This window comes from Chryseobacterium sp. (genome assembly GCF_029240215.1).
Classification (GTDB): domain Bacteria; phylum Bacteroidota; class Bacteroidia; order Flavobacteriales; family Weeksellaceae; genus Chryseobacterium.
The window spans coordinates 51,253-72,383 of record NZ_JARBTK010000009.1; the positions used below are offsets into that span (position 1 = coordinate 51,253).

Annotated in this window: 20 protein-coding genes; 12 read left to right on the forward strand and 8 right to left on the reverse strand. The window is 34.0% G+C overall.

From position 1 onward, the window contains the following. Positions 1-11 precede the first annotated feature (11 nt). Positions 12-506 carry a Smr/MutS family protein gene (locus K0R77_RS15490; protein WP_300354335.1) on the reverse strand — a complete coding sequence of 165 codons (495 nt, stop codon included), beginning with the start codon at positions 504-506 and terminating at the stop codon, positions 12-14. 125 nt (positions 507-631) lie between these two features. Further along, on the reverse strand, positions 632-1,129 hold the full coding sequence (locus K0R77_RS15495) for a metallophosphoesterase family protein (RefSeq protein WP_300354337.1): 498 nt from the start codon (positions 1,127-1,129) through the stop codon (positions 632-634). A 78-nt stretch (positions 1,130-1,207) separates the two neighbouring features. On the opposite strand from K0R77_RS15495, the gene K0R77_RS15500 reads away from it, so the two are divergent. Beyond that, positions 1,208-2,749, forward strand: coding sequence for a serine hydrolase (locus K0R77_RS15500; RefSeq protein WP_300354339.1), 1,542 nt, complete (start codon positions 1,208-1,210; stop codon positions 2,747-2,749). A gap of 421 nt (positions 2,750-3,170) precedes the next feature. Here K0R77_RS15500 and K0R77_RS15505 read toward each other — a convergent pair whose 3' ends face one another. Further along, complete coding sequence (locus K0R77_RS15505) at positions 3,171-3,653, reverse strand: histidine phosphatase family protein (protein ID WP_300354341.1); 483 nt, start codon at positions 3,651-3,653, stop codon at positions 3,171-3,173. A gap of 115 nt (positions 3,654-3,768) precedes the next feature. Between K0R77_RS15505 and ruvX the strand changes: the two genes are divergently transcribed. From ruvX to K0R77_RS15530, 5 genes are all read left to right on the forward strand, one after another. After that, positions 3,769-4,185: a Holliday junction resolvase RuvX gene (ruvX, locus tag K0R77_RS15510; RefSeq protein ID WP_300354344.1), complete on the forward strand. Its 417-nt coding sequence runs from the start codon at positions 3,769-3,771 to the stop codon at positions 4,183-4,185. Further along, positions 4,182-4,754: a peptide deformylase gene (gene def, locus K0R77_RS15515; protein WP_300354347.1), complete on the forward strand. Its 573-nt coding sequence runs from the start codon at positions 4,182-4,184 to the stop codon at positions 4,752-4,754. The genes ruvX and def overlap by 4 nt, the downstream gene beginning before the upstream one ends. A gap of 74 nt (positions 4,755-4,828) precedes the next feature. Then, complete coding sequence (locus K0R77_RS15520) at positions 4,829-5,392, forward strand: DUF5606 domain-containing protein (RefSeq protein ID WP_300354350.1); 564 nt, start codon at positions 4,829-4,831, stop codon at positions 5,390-5,392. 318 nt (positions 5,393-5,710) lie between these two features. After that, complete coding sequence (gene mazG / locus K0R77_RS15525; protein ID WP_300354353.1) at positions 5,711-6,484, forward strand: nucleoside triphosphate pyrophosphohydrolase; 774 nt, start codon at positions 5,711-5,713, stop codon at positions 6,482-6,484. Positions 6,485-6,566: 82 nt separating this feature from the next. Further along, a complete protein-coding gene (locus K0R77_RS15530; RefSeq protein WP_300354356.1) occupies positions 6,567-7,445 on the forward strand; it encodes a hypothetical protein in 879 nt (292 codons plus the stop codon). A 122-nt stretch (positions 7,446-7,567) separates the two neighbouring features. On the opposite strand, the gene K0R77_RS15535 is transcribed toward K0R77_RS15530, so the two are convergent. Next, positions 7,568-11,281 (reverse strand): metallophosphoesterase, encoded by a 3,714-nt coding sequence (locus K0R77_RS15535; protein ID WP_300354359.1) that lies wholly within the window; start codon positions 11,279-11,281, stop codon positions 7,568-7,570. A gap of 26 nt (positions 11,282-11,307) precedes the next feature. Between K0R77_RS15535 and K0R77_RS15540 the strand changes: the two genes are divergently transcribed. Beyond that, on the forward strand, positions 11,308-12,480 hold the full coding sequence (locus K0R77_RS15540; RefSeq protein WP_300354362.1) for a Pycsar system effector family protein: 1,173 nt from the start codon (positions 11,308-11,310) through the stop codon (positions 12,478-12,480). Here K0R77_RS15540 and K0R77_RS15545 read toward each other — a convergent pair. Continuing rightward, positions 12,470-12,706 carry a helix-turn-helix transcriptional regulator gene (locus K0R77_RS15545; protein ID WP_300354365.1) on the reverse strand — a complete coding sequence of 79 codons (237 nt, stop codon included), beginning with the start codon at positions 12,704-12,706 and terminating at the stop codon, positions 12,470-12,472. The two genes, K0R77_RS15540 and K0R77_RS15545, sit on opposite strands and share 11 nt — an antisense overlap. 120 nt (positions 12,707-12,826) lie before the next feature. Here K0R77_RS15545 and K0R77_RS15550 point away from each other — a divergent pair, with 120 nt between their 5' ends. From K0R77_RS15550 to K0R77_RS15570, 5 genes are all read left to right on the forward strand, one after another. Further along, positions 12,827-14,170, forward strand: coding sequence for a hypothetical protein (locus tag K0R77_RS15550; RefSeq protein WP_300354367.1), 1,344 nt, complete (start codon positions 12,827-12,829; stop codon positions 14,168-14,170). Between the two features lie 11 nt (positions 14,171-14,181). After that, positions 14,182-14,754: a DUF6705 family protein gene (locus tag K0R77_RS15555; protein ID WP_300354369.1), complete on the forward strand. Its 573-nt coding sequence runs from the start codon at positions 14,182-14,184 to the stop codon at positions 14,752-14,754. Positions 14,755-14,756: 2 nt separating this feature from the next. Continuing rightward, positions 14,757-15,329, forward strand: coding sequence for a DUF6705 family protein (locus K0R77_RS15560; protein ID WP_300354371.1), 573 nt, complete (start codon positions 14,757-14,759; stop codon positions 15,327-15,329). 2 nt (positions 15,330-15,331) lie between these two features. Then, entirely contained in the window at positions 15,332-15,904 is a 573-nt protein-coding gene (locus K0R77_RS15565; protein ID WP_300354373.1) for a DUF6705 family protein, read from the forward strand. Between the two features lie 412 nt (positions 15,905-16,316). Continuing rightward, positions 16,317-16,517, forward strand: coding sequence for a hypothetical protein (locus K0R77_RS15570; protein WP_300354375.1), 201 nt, complete (start codon positions 16,317-16,319; stop codon positions 16,515-16,517). A gap of 21 nt (positions 16,518-16,538) precedes the next feature. Here K0R77_RS15570 and K0R77_RS15575 read toward each other — a convergent pair whose 3' ends face one another. The 3 genes from K0R77_RS15575 to K0R77_RS15585 form a co-directional block, all read right to left on the reverse strand. Next, entirely contained in the window at positions 16,539-18,842 is a 2,304-nt protein-coding gene (locus K0R77_RS15575; protein WP_300354378.1) for a GAF domain-containing protein, read from the reverse strand. A 194-nt stretch (positions 18,843-19,036) separates the two neighbouring features. After that, the gene (locus tag K0R77_RS15580; RefSeq protein WP_300354381.1) at positions 19,037-19,522 is read right to left on the reverse strand and encodes a hypothetical protein; all 486 of its coding nucleotides are present in this window, start codon (positions 19,520-19,522) and stop codon (positions 19,037-19,039) included. Positions 19,523-19,700: 178 nt separating this feature from the next. Beyond that, positions 19,701-21,086, reverse strand: a complete 1,386-nt coding sequence (locus tag K0R77_RS15585; protein ID WP_300354383.1) for an NADH-quinone oxidoreductase subunit N — start codon at positions 21,084-21,086, stop codon at positions 19,701-19,703. Positions 21,087-21,131 lie beyond the last annotated feature (45 nt).

The following is a 21,131-nucleotide window of genomic DNA, read 5'->3' on the forward strand; positions in this document are numbered from 1 at the left end:
TTGCTGCAAATTTAGTGAAATTCTACCATTATTGCACCCGATTGGTGATGAAGTATTTCTTTGTTGTAAAAATCCAGACCAGTTTGACTTTCAAGTACGTCCCAGACTAATTTCTGAAGTACACCATCGCCGATTCCGTGCACGATTTCCAGCCTTTTTAAATGATTTTTTCTGCAAAAATTAATGGTCTGAATCAGTTTTTCTTTCTGCATAAACAATCTCTCGAAACTATCGTAGTCATTCGGATTTTTGACCAAATTATGAAAATGAAGGTCAAGAACCAAGGGATTTTTATCGTGTTTTTTTGAAGTTACTTTTCTGGGTTCTGCCTTTCGTACTACTTTCATATTTTCGTAGATAGAAGCATTTTTCGGAACCAGTTTTTCTTTCGGATATTGATAGGTAAAACCATATTCGTCTTTGAAAACCACGATATTTCCATTTACCGAAGTGATTACTCCGCTTAAATCTTCATCCACTACCGAAACTTTATCGCCTATTTTCATAATTTTTTCTAAACAAAATATCTACTTAAAGTTTTTCTTCCGCATGAATCTCAATACTAAATTTTTTTAAAAATAAATTTAATTCCTCCGGAATGACAAATATGCCGGAAATTTATTAATTACAATTAAATCTTTGAACCCAATTCAATAATTTCTAAATCTTTAATTTCCGTACCATCAATTACAAATCGCATCATCGTTCTCATTTTGTGCCAACCTTGTTTTCCACAAGCTCCCGGATTTAAGTGTAAAAGATTGTTTTTCTGATCAAACATCGCTTTCAAAATATGAGAATGCCCTGAAATAAATAATTTCGGCGCTTTTTCAGAGATTTCTTTTTGTGCTAAAGGTGTATATTTTCCGGGATAACCACCGATATGAATCATTAAAACTTCTACATTTTCACAAAAAAAGCGTGTTACCTCGGGAAATTCTGAACGAATTTTTGCGCCGTCAATATTTCCGTAAACACCTTTTAAAGGTTTTATTTTTTCAAGTTTTTCTATAATATCAAAACTTCCAAAATCTCCGCAATGCCAAATTTCATCAGACTGTTGAGCGTAATCTAAAATTCGGTCATCTATGTAAGAATGAGAATCGGAGAGGAGGAGGATTTTAGTCATTGTTCAATGAAAATTTCTTTTGAAGTGCAAATTTACTCAATAATACCGAATTGATTAACTTTGGAAAAATTTAAAAAAATGAAGCAAAAACTATCCCTATTCTTTGTTCTTGTCTCTTTTATCGTATTCGCTCAGGTCGAAGAAAAGAAATTAAACGAATTGATCCAAAATGCCTTAAAAACTTTCGATGTTCCGGGAATGTCGGTTGGAGTAATCAAAGACGGCAAAATTATTTATTCAAAAGGTTTTGGAGTACGTTCTCTGTTGACAAAACAACCAATGGATGATACAACCTTAGTAGGCATTGCTTCCAATTCTAAAGCATTTACCTGTACAGCTTTAGCGATTTTAGCAGACGAAGGAAAACTGAATTGGGATGACAAAGTTTCAAAATATATTCCTGACTTTCAGATGTATGATCCTTATGTTTCTCAAAATGTTACGATAAAAGATTTGGTGACACACAGAGCCGGATTAGGTCTTGGACAGGGCGATTTGATGTTTTTTCCTGAAGGTGGGAATCTAACCGTCAATGATATTGTTCATAATGTAAGATATTTGAAACCTGAAAATCCTTTCAGAACGACTTTAGATTATAATAATATCATGTTTATCGTTGCAGGAGAAGTTATTCACAGAGTTTCGGGATTGAATTGGGCAGATTTTATCGAGCAACGAATTATGAAACCCATCGGAATGAATTCAAGTTTTGGAAGTTACAACAGAGCAAAAGCGGTTATCAACAAAATTGACGCTCACGCTCCGGTTGACGGAAAAGCAATTGCAGTTCCTCACGACTGGAATGAAACAGGAAATGCTGCAGGTGGAATCATGAGTAATATCAAAGATATGACGACTTGGGCAGAATTTCTTTTAAACGGCTTTACGACTAAAGACGGAAAGAAATTGGTTTCAGACAAACAGATTCAGCAACTTTGGAATTTACAAATTACAAGTCCGGTTGCGATGAAAAATCCTTATGATACAGGTTTTTACGGTTATGGTTTGGGTTGGTTTTTGAGCGATGTGAAAGGTCATAAACAAATTCAGCATACAGGAGGTTTAATTGGAACGGTAACTCAGTTTACTTTGATTCCTGATATGAAATTGGGAATTGTAGTTTTGACCAATCAACAGTCTGGAGCAGCTTTTAATACAATTACCAATACTGTAAAAGATTCTTACTTGGGAATTGCTGACAGAAACTGGTTAAAAACTTACAGCGACAGAATAAGGAAAGCCGATGCAGAATATGAGACGCAGAAAAAAGAAGCGTTTGCCAAATCTGATGCATTTAAAAAAGAGAAAAATCTACAGCCAAAGCCGGAACAGTTTGTTGGGAAATACAATGATATCTGGTTTGGTGATGTTGACATTATTCAGCGAGGAAATACATACAGAATTTCCTGTCAGAATTCTCCACGATTAAAAGGCGAATTGCTTCCCTATTCAAACAATTCTTTCATTATCAAATGGGACGACAGAAGCTACGATGCAGATGCTTATATTATTTTCAATTATGATGAAAACGGAAAAGCTCAATCTGCAAAAATAAAAGCAATTTCTGATATTACAGATTTTAGTTTTGATTTTGATGATCTGGATTTGAAGAGAAAATAAAAAAAATGAACCATTAAGATTTAAAATGAAATTAGAGATATTGATCAACTTAATAAATCTTAATGGTTTAATGATCAATAGGAACGGACTTCAGTCCGTTTTTTTTATTTTTTTCAGCAAAAACTTTGAAAATTATTAATCAGCAAAAAACATTGTTAAAAAGCAGACTAACTGTACACTCAAACTCAAAATATTTATTGATACAGATTTAAATTTATTTTTAATTAAAATATAAATATTAAAGAGGAAAAAGAAAACCATTCCAAGGATGATCGGAATTGTCAGAATTTCTGCAAATACATTTATTAAATTGATCTTTTCCATTTTTGAAGAATAATACACTAAAAATAGAATATATCCCAAACAAAAAATGCTTGCTGTCAAAATGAAAGTATTCAATCGGATTTTCATTAGAATAAAATTATAATTGGATCTTATTCGGCTCATAGAAAAATAAAAGTTTTTTATCAGCTCCGTCAAATTGCGACCAAGAATCACAACTGATCTCAAAACCAGCAACACCGCACGTAGGAAAATGAAAAATATCTTCCGAAATCGAATTGGCAAAATTTGAAATTCCATTATTGTGTGAGAAAAAAGCGACTGAATTGACATCATCATTCAAATCATAAATGACCGACTGAAAATTATTTTCAGATGGATTGTATAATTTCTCATTGGTAACATAATTCAGCCTGTAGGTCTGATTAAAAATTTTGCACGTATTTAAGGCTCTTACCGCCGGACTGGAAACTAAATAGTCAATCGCTACGCTGTTGTTTTTTAAAAATTTAGACATTTTCAAAGCATCCTGTAACCCCTTGTCTGCCAATGGTCTGTCAAAGTCTTCCGTTTCTTCCGGCCAGTCACTTTTTGCATGTCTTACTAAGATGAGTTTCTTCATAGTTCTGAGTTTGGAATATTAAAATTATAAAAAAAAATCGTTGAATGTCACATCATTTTATAAAAAAATCTGCGTTATGAATAAAATCATTAAAATTTCTTAAATTTGCAGACTTATGGGACAAATCCTTGCGATAGACTACGGAAAGGCTCGTTGTGGCATTGCCGTGACCGATGATATGAGGATTATTGCCAGCGCACTGCAAACTGTAGAAACAAAGTTTTTGATGGAATTTTTGACAAAATATTTCAGTGAAAACAAAGTAGAAGACATTGTAGTAGGTCTTCCGATTGATTTGCGGGGAAACCTTTCTGACGTGGAAACTGATATTTTAAAGTTTATAGAAAGTTTTAAAATTGAATTTCCGGATATTCAGGTTCATCGTTTGGATGAAAGATTTACGTCAAAAATGGCTTCGTTTTTTATTTCCCAAAGCGGGAAGAGCAAAAAACAGAGACAGGAGAAGGGATTAATAGATAAAGTAAGTGCAACCATCATATTGCAGAATTTTTTAGAACAAAGAACAAGATGATTTTACCAATTAGAGCCTTTGGAGATCCTGTTTTGAGAAAAGTGGGAAAAGATATAGATAAAGATTATCCCGGTTTGCAGGAGCTCATAGATAATATGTTTGAAACCATGTACAGCGCCAATGGCATTGGTTTGGCTGCACCACAGATTGGTTTAGACATCCGTCTGTTTATTGTAGATGTTTCGCCTTTGGCAGAAGATGAAGATTATGAAGATATTGCTGAAGAGCTGAAAGATTTCAAAAAAGTATTCATCAATGCTCAGATTCTTGAAGAATCGGGTGAAGAGTGGAAATTTAATGAAGGATGTCTTTCGATTCCTGATGTGAGGGAAGATGTGAAGAGAAAAAGTACGATCGTTATAGAATATTATGACGAAAATTTTGTGAAGCATACAGAAACTTTTTCCGATATTAGAGCCCGCGTAATTCAGCATGAGTATGACCATATTGAAGGCACGCTGTTTACCGATCATTTAAGTTCTTTAAAGAAAAAACTGGTAAAAGGTAAATTGGTGAAAATCTCTCAGGGTGATGTATCAATCAACTACAAAATGAGATTTCCGAAATAATAAAATAGAAATAAGTAAACAATAAACTGCAGTTTGTCTTGAGCAAATTGCTAAAAATTAAAAAAAATAAGATTATGCTGTTAGAAAAAATAATTTCGATTTCTGGTAAACCAGGTCTTTACAAATTAGTTTCGCAATTGAAAAACGGATTTATTATTGAAGACGTTACAACAAAAAAGAAAGTAAGCATCGGTAACTCAAGTCAGGTGAGTTTGTTGGATAATATTGCAATGTTCACATTCGACAAAGAAGTTCCTTTGTTTGAAGTTTTTGAAAATATTGCTAAAAATTACGAGTACAAAGAAACAATTTCTCATAAGTCTACTGACGAAGAATTGAGAGAATTTATGGGAGCATCTCTTCCAAATTATGATACAGAAAGGGTTTATTATTCTGATATTAAAAAATTGGCTCAATGGTATAATATTCTTCACAAAGCGGGATATATTACGCCAGAAAGCTTCGTAAAAGCAGAACCGGAAACTGTAGAGGGAGAAAGCACGGAAGCAGATATTACAGCTGACAAAGCAGCTCCGAAAAAAGCAGCTCCAAAAGCTGACAAACCTGCAACTCCAAAAGTAAAAGCAAGCTCAGGAGCAAAAGCAGCTACAAAAAGTACACACAGAAAAATGGGATAATTTATTTTATCTGAATTTATATAAAACCTTGTCAGCGATGATAAGGTTTTTTGTTTTTGGGCTAAAAATTTGACTTAGGAAAATGGAGCGTTAAGAAAATTAAAAGTTAATCCGTTAAGAAATTCCCACTGTTTGAAGCGCGACAATACTTTTGAACTAAAAAACAAATTTAGAACTCGCGCAAGTTTTGGGAATTTTAGGATTTACTTTTAATTTTTAGCGGAAGTTTCCAAGTCTTGAACTTTTGGTTCTTTTGTTTTAAGACAAAAGAACTAATAAAGATTTGCTTAAATTTGTACTACTTTTTAATTCTCAATTATGAACACCAGACAGGAAAAACTCGAAGCTTTTGGAAGACTTTTGGATATTATGGATGACCTTCGTGAAAAATGTCCATGGGATCAAAAACAAACACTTCAGACGTTGCGTCATTTAACGTTGGAAGAAACGTACGAACTTTCAGATGCTTTGTTGCGGGAAGATTTAACTGAAATTAAAAAAGAACTAGGAGACGTGCTTCTGCATCTGGTTTTTTATGCTAAAATTGGTTCAGAAAAAGAAACTTTTGATATTGCCGATGTTATCAATTCATTGAATGAAAAACTGATTTTCCGTCATCCACATATTTATGGAGATGTTGAAGTGAAGGATGAAGAAGAAGTAAAACAGAATTGGGAGAAATTGAAACTCAAAGAAGGCAATAAATCTATTTTGGGTGGCGTTCCGAAAGGTTTGCCAAGTATGGTGAAAGCTTACAGAATTCAGGATAAAGTAAAAGGAATTGGTTTTGAATTCCATGATGCTGAAGATGCATGGAAAAAAGTAGATGAAGAGATTCAGGAATTTCATGATGAAACTGAGTTAGATAAAAAAGAACAGGAATTGGGAGACGTATTTTTTTCGTTGATCAACTATGCCCGAATTTCAGGTTTAAATCCTGATTCAGCTTTGGAACGAACTAATCTGAAATTCATTTCAAGATTCCAAAAAATGGAAAATTTGGCTTTAGAAAGAAATTTAAAATTGGAAGATATGACTTTGGAAGAAATGGACGAACTTTGGGATGAAATAAAAATTTTAAATAAAAACTAATGAAATCGCCATGATTTGGAAATCTAATCCCAATGAAGACTCAGCGATAGCATATGACTTTTAACAACAATAAAATCTACATATGAAAATGCATATTCTTACTGCGATTTGTTCACTTATATTTATAGGATGCAATCCGAAAACTGAAAATACTCAAGTAAAAGAAGATTCTTTGAAAACAGAATTTTCTCTGCCCAAAAAGCTGAAAGAAGTTTCAGGAATTGCACTTTCGCAGGATCAGAAAACGATTTGGGCAATCGAAGATGCCGGAAATAAAAATGTAGTTTACGGATTAAACCGACAAGGAGAATTGACTACCGATGTTTTGGTGGAAAACTCCGAAAATAACGATTGGGAAGATATTACCAAAGACGCAGCCGGAAATATCTATATCGGAGATTTTGGAAATAATGAAAATGACAGACAGAATCTTTCTATCTTAAAATTAGATTTGAAAACTGATTCTCAGAAGTCAACAAAGGTTATTCAGACTACGAAATTTCATTACGAAGGGCAGACTGAATTTCCTCCAAAAAAATCAAATTTACTGTACGATTGCGAAGCATTTGTTGAAAAAGACGGTAACTTTTATTTGTTCACAAAAAACAGAAGCAAAGGTTTTGATGGAACTTTTTTAGTTTTCCAAATTCCAAATAAAGAAGGTAATTTTGAAGCGAAATTGGTAGGTAAATTGAAATTGGAAGGCGGTTACACTGATGCTGCAATTACTTCAGCTACCATCAATTCTAAAAATCAGATTGTGCTTCTAAATCATAAAAATATCAATGTACTTTCCGGATTTACAGCGAATGATTTTAGTTCAGCCAAAGTTCAGAAAATACCTTTAAATCATAATTCGCAAAAAGAAGCCATTGTTTTTATTGATGATAAAACGTTGTTGATTGCCGATGAAAAGGATAAGAAAACAGGTGGGAATGTTTATCAGTTTTCTTTAAAATAAATATCAAGTTTGTCATTCCGTAGGAGTCTCAATAGCTTATCTAATATGTTGTATAGATTCTTTCAGAATGACAAACTCTACAAAATTTATTTAAGAAGGTTAAATAAAGCAGTCAATGACTGTTAAAAACTCAATCCCACACCACCGGAAATCCTTCCGCCATCTTCACCGATAAAATAATCGACTCTCGCAGAGAACGTTTCCAGAATATTCATCCAGAAACCTGCACCAACTCCTTGATGCCATTTGTCAGACTGTTCACCATCTTTCCAGACTCTTCCCAAATCATAACCGACTAAAATTCCCATATTGGTCGGAACAATATTGTTTTTTACTCTTCCAAAATCCCATCGGATTTCAGAATTGTTGGCGAAATATGATTTCCCGGCAAATCTTTCATTTCTGTAGGCACGCATTCCGTTGTTTCCGCCGATGGCTGCAGCCTGATAAAATTCAAAATTGTTATTGTTGATGATCATTGCGTTGCTCGAGTTGGCAAACACAAATTTTCCTCTTTTATCGATTCTGTGGAAGACATTTAAGGTTCCATTGAAATTGGCGAAGTTTTGATTGAATTCCGAAATATTCGCCTTCCAACCTGCATTTAAAATCAGTTCTAAACCTAAAGTAGGGAAAGCTTTATTATCTAAATTTTTAAAACTAAACGTATAGTTCGCTCCCGCAAATTGTTGTCCGTTGAAAACTTCTGGGTTCACATCCGGAGAAACAGCTACAAAACGGTCATCATTAACCTCTACTTTAGCATGTTCAAAATTCAACTGAAACTGATGCTTCAGATTCAGCCAGCTTGTTTTTGAGATGGAAGGTGCAAATTTAAATTGAGAAATACGCACTCTGTTGTAGTCTCTGTTGTCTTCATCAGCATCATTCAAACTTTCATTACCTAAACCAAAGAACGTTCTTGCAAAAAACGGAGTGGTATAAGTTGCATCAATTCCCGCATCCCAACCAGCGATTGCTTTTTTGAAAATTCCTTTGTAACCAACATTAAATCCGCCGGTTGCGGTGTAAAAATTAGCGCTTAAACTATGCTTTTGGGTAAAAGGATCACGGATGAAATTATTGACAGTGTAATTAGCAACAATTCCTAAAATCACTCCGTCATCAGGATTGAAATTCGCCATTGGATATCCTGCGAAGAAATTGTATTTCGGATGCTTCCAGTTGTAGGTATTAACATCGTAATCGTCGGTGATATGTTTGGTTGCAGATTTCGCATTGTAGGTGTTTTTTGAAGATTTAAAATCGTAAATTTTCACCTTCCTTCCATTTTCTACATTATATATATCATGATTATAACCACCAATTAATCGGATGTTGATTTTTGATTTTCCTTCTCCTGAAACTTCGTAAATATCATCTTCTTCCAAACCGTAGATCCAAAGTTCCTTAGTTTTGTCATCTTCGTATTTCTTTTCAAAAACCAATTTTTCACCTTTGTTTTTGTCTAATTGATATTGTTTTACTTCGACAGAATTTCCTGTCTTAGTAATCACGAATTTATCTTTGTTAACGGTTCCAGTCAATGGAATTTTTTCCTGCAAAACATCAAAGTATTTGGTTGCATAATCTTCCAGTTTGCCTTTTCTCAGCTTCAGTTTTCTCTGAATGTCTGTAATCGTTTCATCCTGAACTTCTTTAGGTAAATTATCAAAGGCGCGGTCAATATCGTTATCTGATAAATGTTCCTGAATGTATTTTGCCTGATTCGTCCAGTCTTCCTGATTTGCGTTTTTTAAGAAGATTAAATCCATAGGATAAGGCTCCATATTCATCCAACGCACGCTTTTAATATCATCTTTAAATGTTTTCATGTGACGGATTGCAGGAATATTCATTAAAACTTTAAAAGCTGCACCATCGTAGTTGCTGAAAGCCTGATCTCTGTCACGAGGAATCGGTTTATAAATCACTTTGTCACCTATTTTATACTCAGCCCATTTCCATTGATCTTCGTGTCTGTCCCAATCGCCGATCAGCATGTCAAAAATTCTTGCTCTGATGTAAAGATCCTGATCTACTGAATATTTACCGTCTTTTCGCATATTTTTCAGAACATCTGAAGTTGAAACAATGTCTGAAGCATTATCCAATGACTGTAAAGTTTTAGGATCAGAAGAAAAGCGTTCTTCAATCATATACAGTTCGTCGCCGTAGTTTTGATTGTATCTTCCTAATGATTTTTGTTTCGGAATGTAATACAATTCAGGATTGCTGTGGAAAATCCCAAGTTTATCAATCATATTGTTGACAGCAAATCCTGTAAACGGATGATTGGTTGTATAGAAATCCAGTAAAAACCTTTCTGGAAAAGTATTGTTGAGTTCGCTTCCGAAACTGTTTTTCTTAAAAGCCTGTGCATTCAAGAAACGGACTGCACTTTTCTTGATTCCCCGCATCACAAATTCCTGTCCGTCATTGGTTCTCAAACGAAGACTGTTCGACTGGTTTCCGCCACCTTCTCTGACAGGAGAATATCCGGGATTCATGTCTGAAAGATTTTTTGTTTTGGCTTCTATCGGAAGTGCATAATATTTTCTGTAATGATTTCCCCAAAGCCAAGTATAGAATTTTCCTGCTTTAGTCTGTCTTTCGGAATAAATCGTAGATGTTACGGTTGCTGGTAAAGCATCGGGATAATTATTTTGAAACTCTTCTGGTTTTTTAAGGACTGCAATCTGTGTTAGTTTCTCAAGTTTATTATTTTTGGTCGAAAAATATTCAACATCTGAACTTAAATCTTTTCTGAGATTTAAAACAGCAAATCCACTCCCGCCTGAAGAGAAGTCCGTTTTTTTAACAATCGTTGCCGGATCTGTTTTAGAACCCGCACCGCTGATGATTTGCTTAATATTTTTGTTTTCGTGATATTGTAGATTGTGATCATGACCAGAAACCAAAATCACATTTTCTTTATCCTGAATAATACTTTTGATTCTATTGGCAAATTCTGCATAATGTGCATTGCTAATATCTTCCATACTCGCACCGGAAGAGCTTCTCAAAACATTGATCAGACTCGCAACTCCGGGAACAGGAAGTTTTCCCTGAAATGATGAAAGGTGAGATTTAGCCGAATTAAAACCTGCATGAACACCCGAGCTGATGACGGGATGATGCAAAGCAACAATGATTCTTTTGTCCTGATTTTTTGTAATTAAATCTTTAAACTCGGCATAAAAATCTGCTGTCGTCTTGATTTCGCAGCCTTTATTGATTCCTGGATATTTGTCCCAATTGATAAGAGCCCATTCAGAATCAAGAACAATCAGTTTGATGTCTTTGGTTAAATTAATATCGTCAATCGGACAAGAATTTTTAGGTAAAAAAGATTTTTTGTCGTTTAAATATGATTTTACAAATTCTTCCTGAGCTTTTAAGCCTTCCAAACCGTGATACCAATCGTGATTTCCGGGAATAACCAACGTTTTCCCCTTGAAATTTTTGGTTATGGCTAATTGGTTTTCCAGTTTTTGTTTGGCTAAAGGATAACCTTTGTCACTTTCTTTTGGCATTCCCAGCGGATAAATATTGTCTCCCAAAAACAGAAGCATGGAGTTTTTATCAGCAGAATCCAGTTTATTTTTAATGAAATCTAAAGTATGCTGTGCTTGCGGCTCATCTGCATTTCCGGCATCCCCAACAAGGAAAATTTTAAAATCATTTTCAGTTTTTGCATCAGAATTTTGTATTTCATGCAAGTTTTTTCCTTTTTGTACGTTATAGGTTGCACAAGAAAACAGAAATCCTGAAAGAAGGACAGTTCTCACAATTGCCGAGAATATTTTTCGATCAAATTTAAAGGATAAATTCATACATTTACATTAAGAAAAATTCAGAAATGAACGTTTTAAACAAAGCCAAAGATTATGTTGAAAACTTATTCAAAGATAAGTTATCTTCTGTATATTTTTACCATAATTTTATTCATACTACCTACGCTGTCAATAAGGCTGAAGAGATCATCAGTCATTCTGAAGTTTCTGAGGCAGACAGAGAAAAAGTCTTGCTGGCTCTTTGGTTTCATGATGTGGGTTTTACCGATTGTAATGCAGAAGGTCATGAGAAAAAAGGAGTGGAAATTGTTACAGAATTTCTCTTACATGAGAATGCTTCAAAAGAATATATTGATGAGGTTGCAAAATTGATCCTTTCGACAGAAAAATATCATCAGCCACAAAACTTTCTTGAGCAAATCATGAAAGATGCAGATTTCAGTCATTTTGCAAGTCCGTTTTACAATGATTCTGCGGAAGCTTTGCGAAAAGAGTGGGAACTGACTGGCGGAATGTGCTTTTCTAATGATGAATGGAACGTGATGAATGTAGATTTTCTGAAAAACAAGCATAAATATTTTACAGACTACGCTAAAGAAAATTGGGAGCCGCTAAAAATGAAGAATGTAAAAAAGCTTGAAAAAAAGCTTGACAAAGAAGAAAAACCAAAGAAAGAAAATTCAGATTCTAAAAAAGATAAAGAGCAAAAATCTGACAGAAGTGTAGATACCCTTTTCAGAGTTACCTTAAATAATCATACAAGATTGAGTGATATTGCTGACAGCAAAGCCAATATTTTGCTTTCGGTGAATGCGATTATCATTTCGGTTTGTCTTTCTGTTTTGGTTCCGAAATTAGATACTCCGAAAAATGCACATTTGATTATTCCTACATTTTTCCTGTTGATATCAAGTGTGATGACGATCATTTTTGCCATTCTTTCTACAAAACCGAATGTGACAAAAACTACATTTACCAATCAGGATATTGAAGACCGGAAAGTGAATCTTTTATTCTTTGGGAATTTTCATCAGATGAAGTTTGATCATTACTTGAGTTCGATGCACGATCTCATCAAAGACAGAGATTATATTTACGATTCTATGGTGAAAGATTTATATTTTTTAGGGAAAGTTCTAGACAGAAAATACAAGCTCCTTTCAGTAACATACCAGATTTTTATGGCAGGAATTATTATTTCTGTACTTTCTTTTGCGTATGCTTTTCTTAGTTTGTAGTTTCTAAATCTTTAAAAAAGTCACTTATAGATATTTCTAAAGCATCGGTAATTCTCATAAGGTTGAGAACAGAGGTATTGATGATGCCTCTTTCTATTCTTGTAATCTGAGAGATTTCTACATCTACTAAAAAAGCCAGTTCTTTTTGCGTGAGATTTTTTTGCAGACGCAATTCTTGGAGTCTTCTTCCAATGTTTTGCAATCTTATAAAATCCAAATCTCTCACAAAGTAAAATTTGGATTTTGCAATAAATTAAGAGTAAGCAAATTTGCCTACTTTTAATTTTGTTTTTCTTCTTATGTTTGTAAAAAAATTATATATTTAACTTTTTAAAACATAATGATAATGAAGAAAAATTTATTTCTCAGGCTTTGCCTGATGATGGCAGTAGTACTGTCCCTCTATTCCTGTATTCACGATGAAATCTATTCTTCATCTGACCCCTCTTCTACAGAATACACCAACAAAAGTCTCTGGAAACAGGATGAAAAGTACATCAAAAATGTAATGAAAGTCTATGCCGAAAACGAGGCAGACATCAAGAAAGTAAACGGAATCCCTTACTGGAACTATGCTACTACGGTAGACAGCTTCGATGAAAGCTTTGTAGCAATACCCGTAGTAGACAACGGAAAAGTAATATCTGTACTGAAAGTACCAAGACACGGCAACAAAATTTATTTCTATTATACCCATGACGAAAGCGATCTTCTTTTTTTTCAGGGATTGGTTTTTGCTAAACACAAAAAAGCAGGAATGACGGATGGTTCTACGGCTCAGACAGACGGAATGGCATGTACAAGACAATGGATGTCTATGTGGTTTCCAGACAGTGAAAGTAATCCTGATCCGGATTCAGGATCCGGACATTGGGAAAGTGTATCGATCATCAAGTGCAAAACAATAAAAGACGAATGCGTAGGTGTTATCAACGAATTCGGACAATGCGAAGGAAGCGGTGATGACGGTGGCTATACTTATCCCGGAGGTGGAGGTGGTGGAGGAACTGAGCCTGAAGAGGAAGAAGACCCTTGTGATAAAATAAAAGCTAAATTTGCAGATCAACGGGTTAAAAACCAGTTTAATGCACTAAATACACAGGCAAATTTTGATAAAGACCATGAAGAGGCATTTTATGAAAAAGCAGCTGATGCAAACGGCTCCATAATACAATCATTTACGCCTGTAAGCGGCCCGCCTTGTGCAGATTATGTTAAACTTCCAAGTGTAAAGACCGGGATAACGGGTTTCGGACACACCCATAACAATTATGACTGCAAAGGCAGGCAAAGTATATTGGTTCCTTCAGCAGATGATATTATGGTGTTTTTGTATACGATGGTAAAACAGGCAGGCAATGTGTACGGAGATTATTCGCAGGCATATTATTTGACGGTAACTTCCGGAGGAAGCTATATGTTTCAGTATACGGGAAGCACGTCTCCCAGTGGTTTAAGTTTTGACATTGTTGCATTACGAAAAGAATATGAAAAACTATTTTATTCTTTAAAAGAAGAACATTCCAATATTCCACAGGATAAAGCGGAAAAAGCTTTTATGAAATTTTTAAAAGAGAGTGTAAATATTGATGGTTTGGAATTATATAAAGTAACGCCCAATTCTTCAGAGAAAATGGAATATGATGCGAATACCCAATCCTTGATCAAAACCCCTTGTCCAACTATTTAAAAATATTGATTATGAAAAACATATTCTTCTTACTTTTTTTTGTGATTTCATGTAAATCGTATACACAGCAAACAATTGTTCCCTTAAGAACGTACACTGTTATTCCTGAGAATGCAGGATATTATAAAAAAGATACCAATAATGAGCTTCAGGCTTTTGAAGGCACCTGGAAAGGAACTTGGAATAATAAAACCATATTTATCACATTCCAAAAAATAGTTAATAAATATGACGGCACGTTTAAGTATAACAGAGATTATATAGCAGGAAAATTTAAAACCTTGGACGGTAACGGAAATATTCTTTTTGATAATACTTTTTTATCAGGTAATGAAGCTAAAATTGAAGGGATTGGGTTTCAAAATATAACAGATAAATATTTGATGATTTATGTGGACAATGATTTATGTGGGATGAGTGGAGGTATTGAGATGACATTCGCCAATACAGCAAAAACACAATTGAATATTTATTTCGATCAGCGTAATCAGATTTTGGATACCGATTGTTATTTTTATAACTACTCCCCAGATCAATACCCGGAGCCATTACCAAAGGATGAAATTGTATTGACAAAACAATAAGAATGAAAAATATACTCTTCTTACTTTTTTTTGTGATTTCATGTAAATCGTATACACAGCAAACAATTGTTCCCTTAAGAACATACACTGATATTCCTGAGAATGCAGGATATTATATAAAAGATACCAATAATGAGCTTCAGGCTTTTGAAGGAACTTGGAAAGGAACTTGGAATGGTAAAACGATATTTATTACATTCAAAAAAATGATTAATAAATATAATACCACCATGAAATATAATGAAGATATCATCATTGGAAAATTTAAAACATTAGATAGTAACGGAAACGTTTTGTTTGATAACTTAGCTTTACCTGATGATCAAGCTAAGATAAGAGGAGGAAACTTTCAAAATATAACAAATAAGTATTTGATGTCGTATAGAGACAATGACATATGTGGTATAGGGGGTAGTATTTATTTAACTTTTGCTAATCCTGCTAAGACCCAACTTAATTTTTCTTATGATCAGACAAGTATGGTTTTAACTTCAGACTGCTATTTTCATGGCTGGGCACAAGCAGACAGACCAGAGCCATTGCCTAAAGACAATATTGTGTTGACAAAACAGTAAGAATGAAAAATATACTCTTATTACTTTTTTTTGTGATTTCATGTAGATCATATACCCAACAAACAATTGTTCCGTTACGAACCTATACAGATATTCCGGAGGATGCAGGATATTACATGAAAGATACCAACGATGAGCTTTCTGCTTTTGAAGGAACTTGGAAAGGAACTTGGAATAACAAGACTCTATTTATTACTTTTAAGAAAATCATCTATAGATATAATACTACTCTTAAATATCATGCAGATATTATTATCGGGAAATTTAAAACAGTAGACAGTAATGGGAATATTCTGTTTAATAATTTACAATTAACAGATAATGATGCAAAGGTTCGAGGAGTGGGATTTCAAAATATAACCAACAAATATATTATGTCTTACACGGATAATGATATCTGTGGAATGAGTGGAACTATTTATATTTCCTTTGCCAATGCAGCAAAAACACAATTGAATATTTATTTCGATCAGCGTAATCAGATTTTGGATACCGATTGTTATTTTTATAACTACTCCCCAGATCAATATCCGGAACCATTACCAAAGGATAATATCATATTGACAAAACAATAGCAAAAAAGGTAAAAAACAGATATAATCTCAAGGAGTAGTTTTTCTACTCCTTTTTTCGCTAAAGTAAATATTGACGGTTTGGAAGTGTATAAAGTAACTCCCAATTCTCCGGACATTGGTCTACGGTCTCCATCATCAAATGCAACCAGTTGTCTGATGAATGCCTTGGTGTCATCAACGAGTTTGGGTAGTGTGATGGAAGTGGTAACGAAGCTGGCTACCCATATCCTGGTGATGGCGGTGAAGGAACTGAGCCGGAAGAAGAGAAAGAAGACCCATGTACAAGAACAAAGGCGACTACTACCGTATTGTTCAAAATAGAAGGAAACTCTACCAATCCTGAGAAAGTAAACTATGACGAATATGGAAACCCATCTGAAAATTAATGTCCTTAATTACTAAAATTACTATTATGAAAAATATACTATTTATATTAAGTTTTGATAAATCGGTACACTTTGATGTTAGTAAGCTTCCCGTGGAACTGATTAAATATAGATATCCTAAAGAATATTATAAAATAGAAAATGGGAAAGCATTTCCAATGATGGGTAGATATGTAGATGACTTAGTAAAGCTTTGGAAGGAAATTAAGAATAAGTCTAAAAGTTGATTTGGAAACTTTATAATTTATTTAAACAAAAGAAACTCTGATTGCCAACAACCCAGTAATTCCCTGAAGATCCTCAACTTTCAAAAATTCAACATCAGCTTTCAGAACATTTTGTTTTTGAAGTCGGTTGATGTATTGTAAGTATTCACGTTGATTTTCCATGCCGAAATAAACAATGGTGATTTTTCCCGGGCAGGTAATTCTTTCTGTTGAATCTTTGATGTGCGCTTTTTCAAGTCTTTTCTTGATGATCTCAAAATTTGAATTGAAAGCACCATCAACATCAAAACGTTTCTCATCCATTCGGAAACGGATGTCAATTTTTTCGTTATAAACAAAAATCAGCGAAGCAATATCCAAAGATATCGGAAGATCTTTTTTGAACAGATGAAACTCATGTTCCATGGTACAAATGGTTTCTAATTGCCAATATCTCAGTTCGTGAACGAATTTTGAAGAATAAGCTAATTCAGGAGCGATGTTGGGACCGATGTAAAGATTATGCTCTACGCCGTCTGATTTAAATCTTTCAAAATAATGAGGGAAAATTTCCTGAGCAATCACCTGTTTCTCATCTAAAATATCGGCCAGTTTTCGGTTGAGAAGCGTGATCGAATCATCAAGATTTTTCCTGTTGGCGTAAAAAAGATCGTTCTGGATGAAAACCTGACTGAAATAATTTTTAATCTTATCTTTAATATTTTCTTCGGTTTTGATCTCAAGCTTAGCCTGGAAAAAAGGGTGGATTTCCTCTCTCAGAAATCTCTGAAACCTCTGCTCGGTGTCGGCTTTGATCTCATTGTTGAGTTCGTTTTCAAAAATATCAAGAGCCAGCGTATATTTTTCTGCTTCTGAAGAATTCAAAAGAGCAATTACTTCACAAATGCCGTCAATCTGCTGATTGAGATCTGCAAGCATCAGATTATACCGCTTCTCAGAAGAAGCACGGATATCGGAAAAGCTAAATAACGGAGTAAGATTTTTAAACGAAATCTCTTTCAGGGTGTATATCTTTTTCGATAAATAAGCATTAAAATACCGTTCTGCTTCGTTTCTGAATTTCCAGATAACGCTGTCGTGAATTGTGGTGTATTCACGCTGAATAATCGCTTCAATTTGGTTATTTCTTTCGTAAGAAAATCTATTAAGAGAGAAAATAATCATATCTGCAACAAACTCCAGTTTTTTCAGCTTTAGACCATTGAGACTGTTTGCCAAAGGTGATGTAAACTCCATCATTGCAAGAAGCTCGTTATCTTTCATAATCGGAATGACCATGAAACTATTGATATTGTTATCTTTTAAAATGCTGAAAGAAGGCAGTTTCTTGATTTCGTCATCGAGTTTGTCAACATTAGAAACCACTACCGGTTTTGAGTTGTAACTGATGTTTTCAAAAGCCGTTTTTCTTGCTTCTTCGTCGAAAGTATTGATCCAAAAATCAAGAAGATAATTGGTGAAAACATTTTCGTAAATCGGAAGTTTTTCAAGCCTTTTATTTTTGGTGTTAAAAAGCATTAAGCCAAAATTGAGTTCTGCAACTTCAAAGTAAGATTTAAAGATTTCTTTCAGATTTTCATCCGGAGCAGGATTTTCAAGATCGATTTTGATCATACTTGATTTCAGATCAGATAAAGCAACTTCTGATGTACAGTCGATAAGTGAAATGATACTGAATCCATTTAAAACCCACGATTCTGGTGGGAAATATCTTTTCCAGAGTGGTAAATCGTCTAAATTTTCAAGAAGCATGTCTAAGATTTCATCAGGCGGTATTTTTGTTCCTTTCGCAGGATAAACATCACTGAAATCTGAATTGACTGTAATTTTATAATGTTTCATAATTCCCTGTTTGTCGGGAATGTCATAATAAAATGGAAGCGTTACCTTAACGTCTTTTTTTAAATAGGTCTGCAAAATCAGGCAACAACAGAAAACATAATACTCATCATCGGTGATATCTCTGAATTCTATTTCAAAATCTTTTCCGGCATCGTTTAATATGTTCTGAAATCTTTCAGTATAATTAAAAGTAAGATTGGTCAGAGGAATTCCTGCAGCTTTAATTTCATTTCTCGTCAAACCGGTAGGGAAGAGGTCTGCTAAAAGAAGTCTGATGAGATCTTTATGTTTTTCAAATACTGAGAGATCCTGAAAGCCATCCCGTAATTCTTTGAAATTTTTGGTTTTTTCTATTAACGATTCTGCATAACTGACACGATATTCTAACCGATCATTATACCGGATATGCTCCAACACATCCAAATATTTTTTGAACGATATAAAAACCTGAAACGGACTTTCTTTCTTGTAAAAATTCGACAAAATCTGAAAAAAATTGTGAGGATAAAGGTATGAAAAAAGGTCTTTTAAAAGGTAAATCGAATGAGATAATTATAGTGAAATATTTCTCCATGCATCTTTGAAATAAGTTTAGGTAATTGATATTTAGATCAAACTTATTCAGCATTTCTAATACCAGAATCAATTATAAATGTTAACCTAAGTCAGAAAATAGTTTATTTTTTTGGCTTCAAAGAAAAATTATCTACATAAACTGCCTGATGCACCCCATTCAGCAAAACTTTCAGGCCTAAGTTTGAATCTTTCTTCAAAGAAATGTCAAACGTTTTTTTTCCTCCCGTTATTTTTGAGGATTTAGCTATCGAAACATATGATTTTGTATCTGATGTTTTGTTGATCGAGAATAGTTCCAAAGCAGTTTCTCCACCGTTGTCTGAAATATCAAGAGCCAGTGTGTATTTTCCCGCTTTAATTTTTGGAGTTACCAAATACATATTTTCTCCGGGATTAGTCATTGAATAGAAAACGATTTTTTTGTCACTAGCATAAAGCATTGCTTTTCCCTGCTGAGCAGTCCAACACTTATTAATTTCTTTCCAGGTATCAAAATTTTCTGTAAGCGTAGTTACCGTTTTACACTGTGCATTTGCTGTTAGAAATCCCCCAAAGACTATTATTCCTGTCAATACGATTTTTCTCATATATATTATATTATTACGAGGTAAAATTAGTTTAAAAAAAGATTATATCAGAAAGTCATTGCTTATATATTAAAATATTTATAAATACTTTTTTGATTAAAAGAACATATCATCTTAAAATTAGATAAATAAAAAAGCACAACAATTGTTGTGCTTTTTCTATATTTTTAAGTGATTTCTACAAACCAAACTGTTTCGCAAACAAGTCTGGGAAGACTCCCAACACAACTAAAGATGCAATAATTACAACGGCAATGATATTGTAAGTAATAGTAACTTTTTCTGAAGTTTTGAATGTTGTTTCTTTAAAGAAGAACATCGCAATAATTAATCTCAGATAATAGGCTATTGAAATTGCTGAACCTAAAACAGCTACAATTACTAAGAAAGTATTATCATCTTTTGTCAACGCCTGAGCAAATAAAGAGAATTTACCCATAAACCCTGCTGTCAACGGAATTCCTGCCATTGAAAGTAGAGAAATAGTTGCAACAACAGCCAATAAAGGTTCTGTTTTTGCCAATCCTTTGAAAGCTCCGAAAGATGTTTCTCTTTTTATTTTTTCTACCCAAATCAGACACATAAAAACTCCAACAGTTGAAAGTGAATATGCGAATAAGTAAAATGCTAAAGTATACGTAGAAAGTGCATTCATCCCGAAGAATACCAAACCGATATATCCTGCGTGAGAAACTGAGGAATATGCCAACATTCTTTTCGCATTCGTTTGTGCAAGTCCCATTACGTTGGCAAGAACTAAAGTGATAATTAAGAAAACTCCAAGAATGTTGATCCATTCAGCAGTAACGCCAGAGAATCCAATCGTCATTAATCTGAACAAAGCAAAGAAACCTGAGATCTTCACCACGCTCGCCATGAAAGCCGTAATCAATGAAGGTGAACCTGCATAAACATCAGGACTCCACATATGGAAGGGTGCCAAAGCCACTTTGAATGACATTGCACAAAGCATTAAGATAACTCCTAAAATCAACATGATGTTTTTAGGATTCGTGATCGTGAATTCCTGTATTTTATATAAATCGAAGGTTCCTGTACTTCCATAAATAAATGCAATACCAAATAATAGGAAACCTGTTGCAAATGCTCCCATCAGGAAGTATTTAATAGAAGCTTCGTTTGATCTTAAATCTGTTTTGTTTGCTCCCGCCATTACGTACAACGGAATAGAAAGGATCTCAATTCCTAAGAATAAAGTCACTAAGTTCTGGAAACCGAAAAGGATAATTCCTCCACAAAGAGCAAAAAGCATCAATGCATATAATTCTGACTGATGGCTTCTGTGATTGCTGAATGCAAAACCTCCCAGAAAGAACAGTAGTAAAGTTGTTACAAGAGAAATTTTTGTGAATAAAGCCGTATTTGCGCTGTAATCATACATATGTCTGTACTGCTCGAAGAAAGACGCTTCAGGCAGAAAACTTACATACAGGGCAATGATTAATCCAAAAATCCCAATGTATCTTGCGAATTTTCCTTGCTCAAAAACTCCCGAAAATAACGCAGCAACTGCAGTTAGGAAAACAATAATTAAAACACTCATAATTTATATTTGAGATTGGAGATCGAAGGTTTAAAGTTCAAAGTT

Coding starts and splice junctions, on each gene's coding strand:
- K0R77_RS15490 (WP_300354335.1), bottom strand. CDS start 506: ATGAAAATAGGCGATAAAGTTTCGGTAGTGGATGAAGATTTAAGCGGA.
- K0R77_RS15495 (WP_300354337.1), bottom strand. CDS start 1,129: ATGACTAAAATCCTCCTCCTCTCCGATTCTCATTCTTACATAGATGAC.
- K0R77_RS15500 (WP_300354339.1), top strand. CDS start 1,208: ATGAAGCAAAAACTATCCCTATTCTTTGTTCTTGTCTCTTTTATCGTA.
- K0R77_RS15505 (WP_300354341.1), bottom strand. CDS start 3,653: ATGAAGAAACTCATCTTAGTAAGACATGCAAAAAGTGACTGGCCGGAA.
- ruvX (WP_300354344.1), top strand. CDS start 3,769: ATGGGACAAATCCTTGCGATAGACTACGGAAAGGCTCGTTGTGGCATT.
- def (WP_300354347.1), top strand. CDS start 4,182: ATGATTTTACCAATTAGAGCCTTTGGAGATCCTGTTTTGAGAAAAGTG.
- K0R77_RS15520 (WP_300354350.1), top strand. CDS start 4,829: ATGCTGTTAGAAAAAATAATTTCGATTTCTGGTAAACCAGGTCTTTAC.
- mazG (WP_300354353.1), top strand. CDS start 5,711: ATGAACACCAGACAGGAAAAACTCGAAGCTTTTGGAAGACTTTTGGAT.
- K0R77_RS15530 (WP_300354356.1), top strand. CDS start 6,567: ATGAAAATGCATATTCTTACTGCGATTTGTTCACTTATATTTATAGGA.
- K0R77_RS15535 (WP_300354359.1), bottom strand. CDS start 11,281: ATGAATTTATCCTTTAAATTTGATCGAAAAATATTCTCGGCAATTGTG.
- K0R77_RS15540 (WP_300354362.1), top strand. CDS start 11,308: ATGAACGTTTTAAACAAAGCCAAAGATTATGTTGAAAACTTATTCAAA.
- K0R77_RS15550 (WP_300354367.1), top strand. CDS start 12,827: ATGAAGAAAAATTTATTTCTCAGGCTTTGCCTGATGATGGCAGTAGTA.
- K0R77_RS15555 (WP_300354369.1), top strand. CDS start 14,182: ATGAAAAACATATTCTTCTTACTTTTTTTTGTGATTTCATGTAAATCG.
- K0R77_RS15560 (WP_300354371.1), top strand. CDS start 14,757: ATGAAAAATATACTCTTCTTACTTTTTTTTGTGATTTCATGTAAATCG.
- K0R77_RS15565 (WP_300354373.1), top strand. CDS start 15,332: ATGAAAAATATACTCTTATTACTTTTTTTTGTGATTTCATGTAGATCA.
- K0R77_RS15570 (WP_300354375.1), top strand. CDS start 16,317: ATGAAAAATATACTATTTATATTAAGTTTTGATAAATCGGTACACTTT.
- K0R77_RS15580 (WP_300354381.1), bottom strand. CDS start 19,522: ATGAGAAAAATCGTATTGACAGGAATAATAGTCTTTGGGGGATTTCTA.
- K0R77_RS15585 (WP_300354383.1), bottom strand. CDS start 21,086: ATGAGTGTTTTAATTATTGTTTTCCTAACTGCAGTTGCTGCGTTATTT.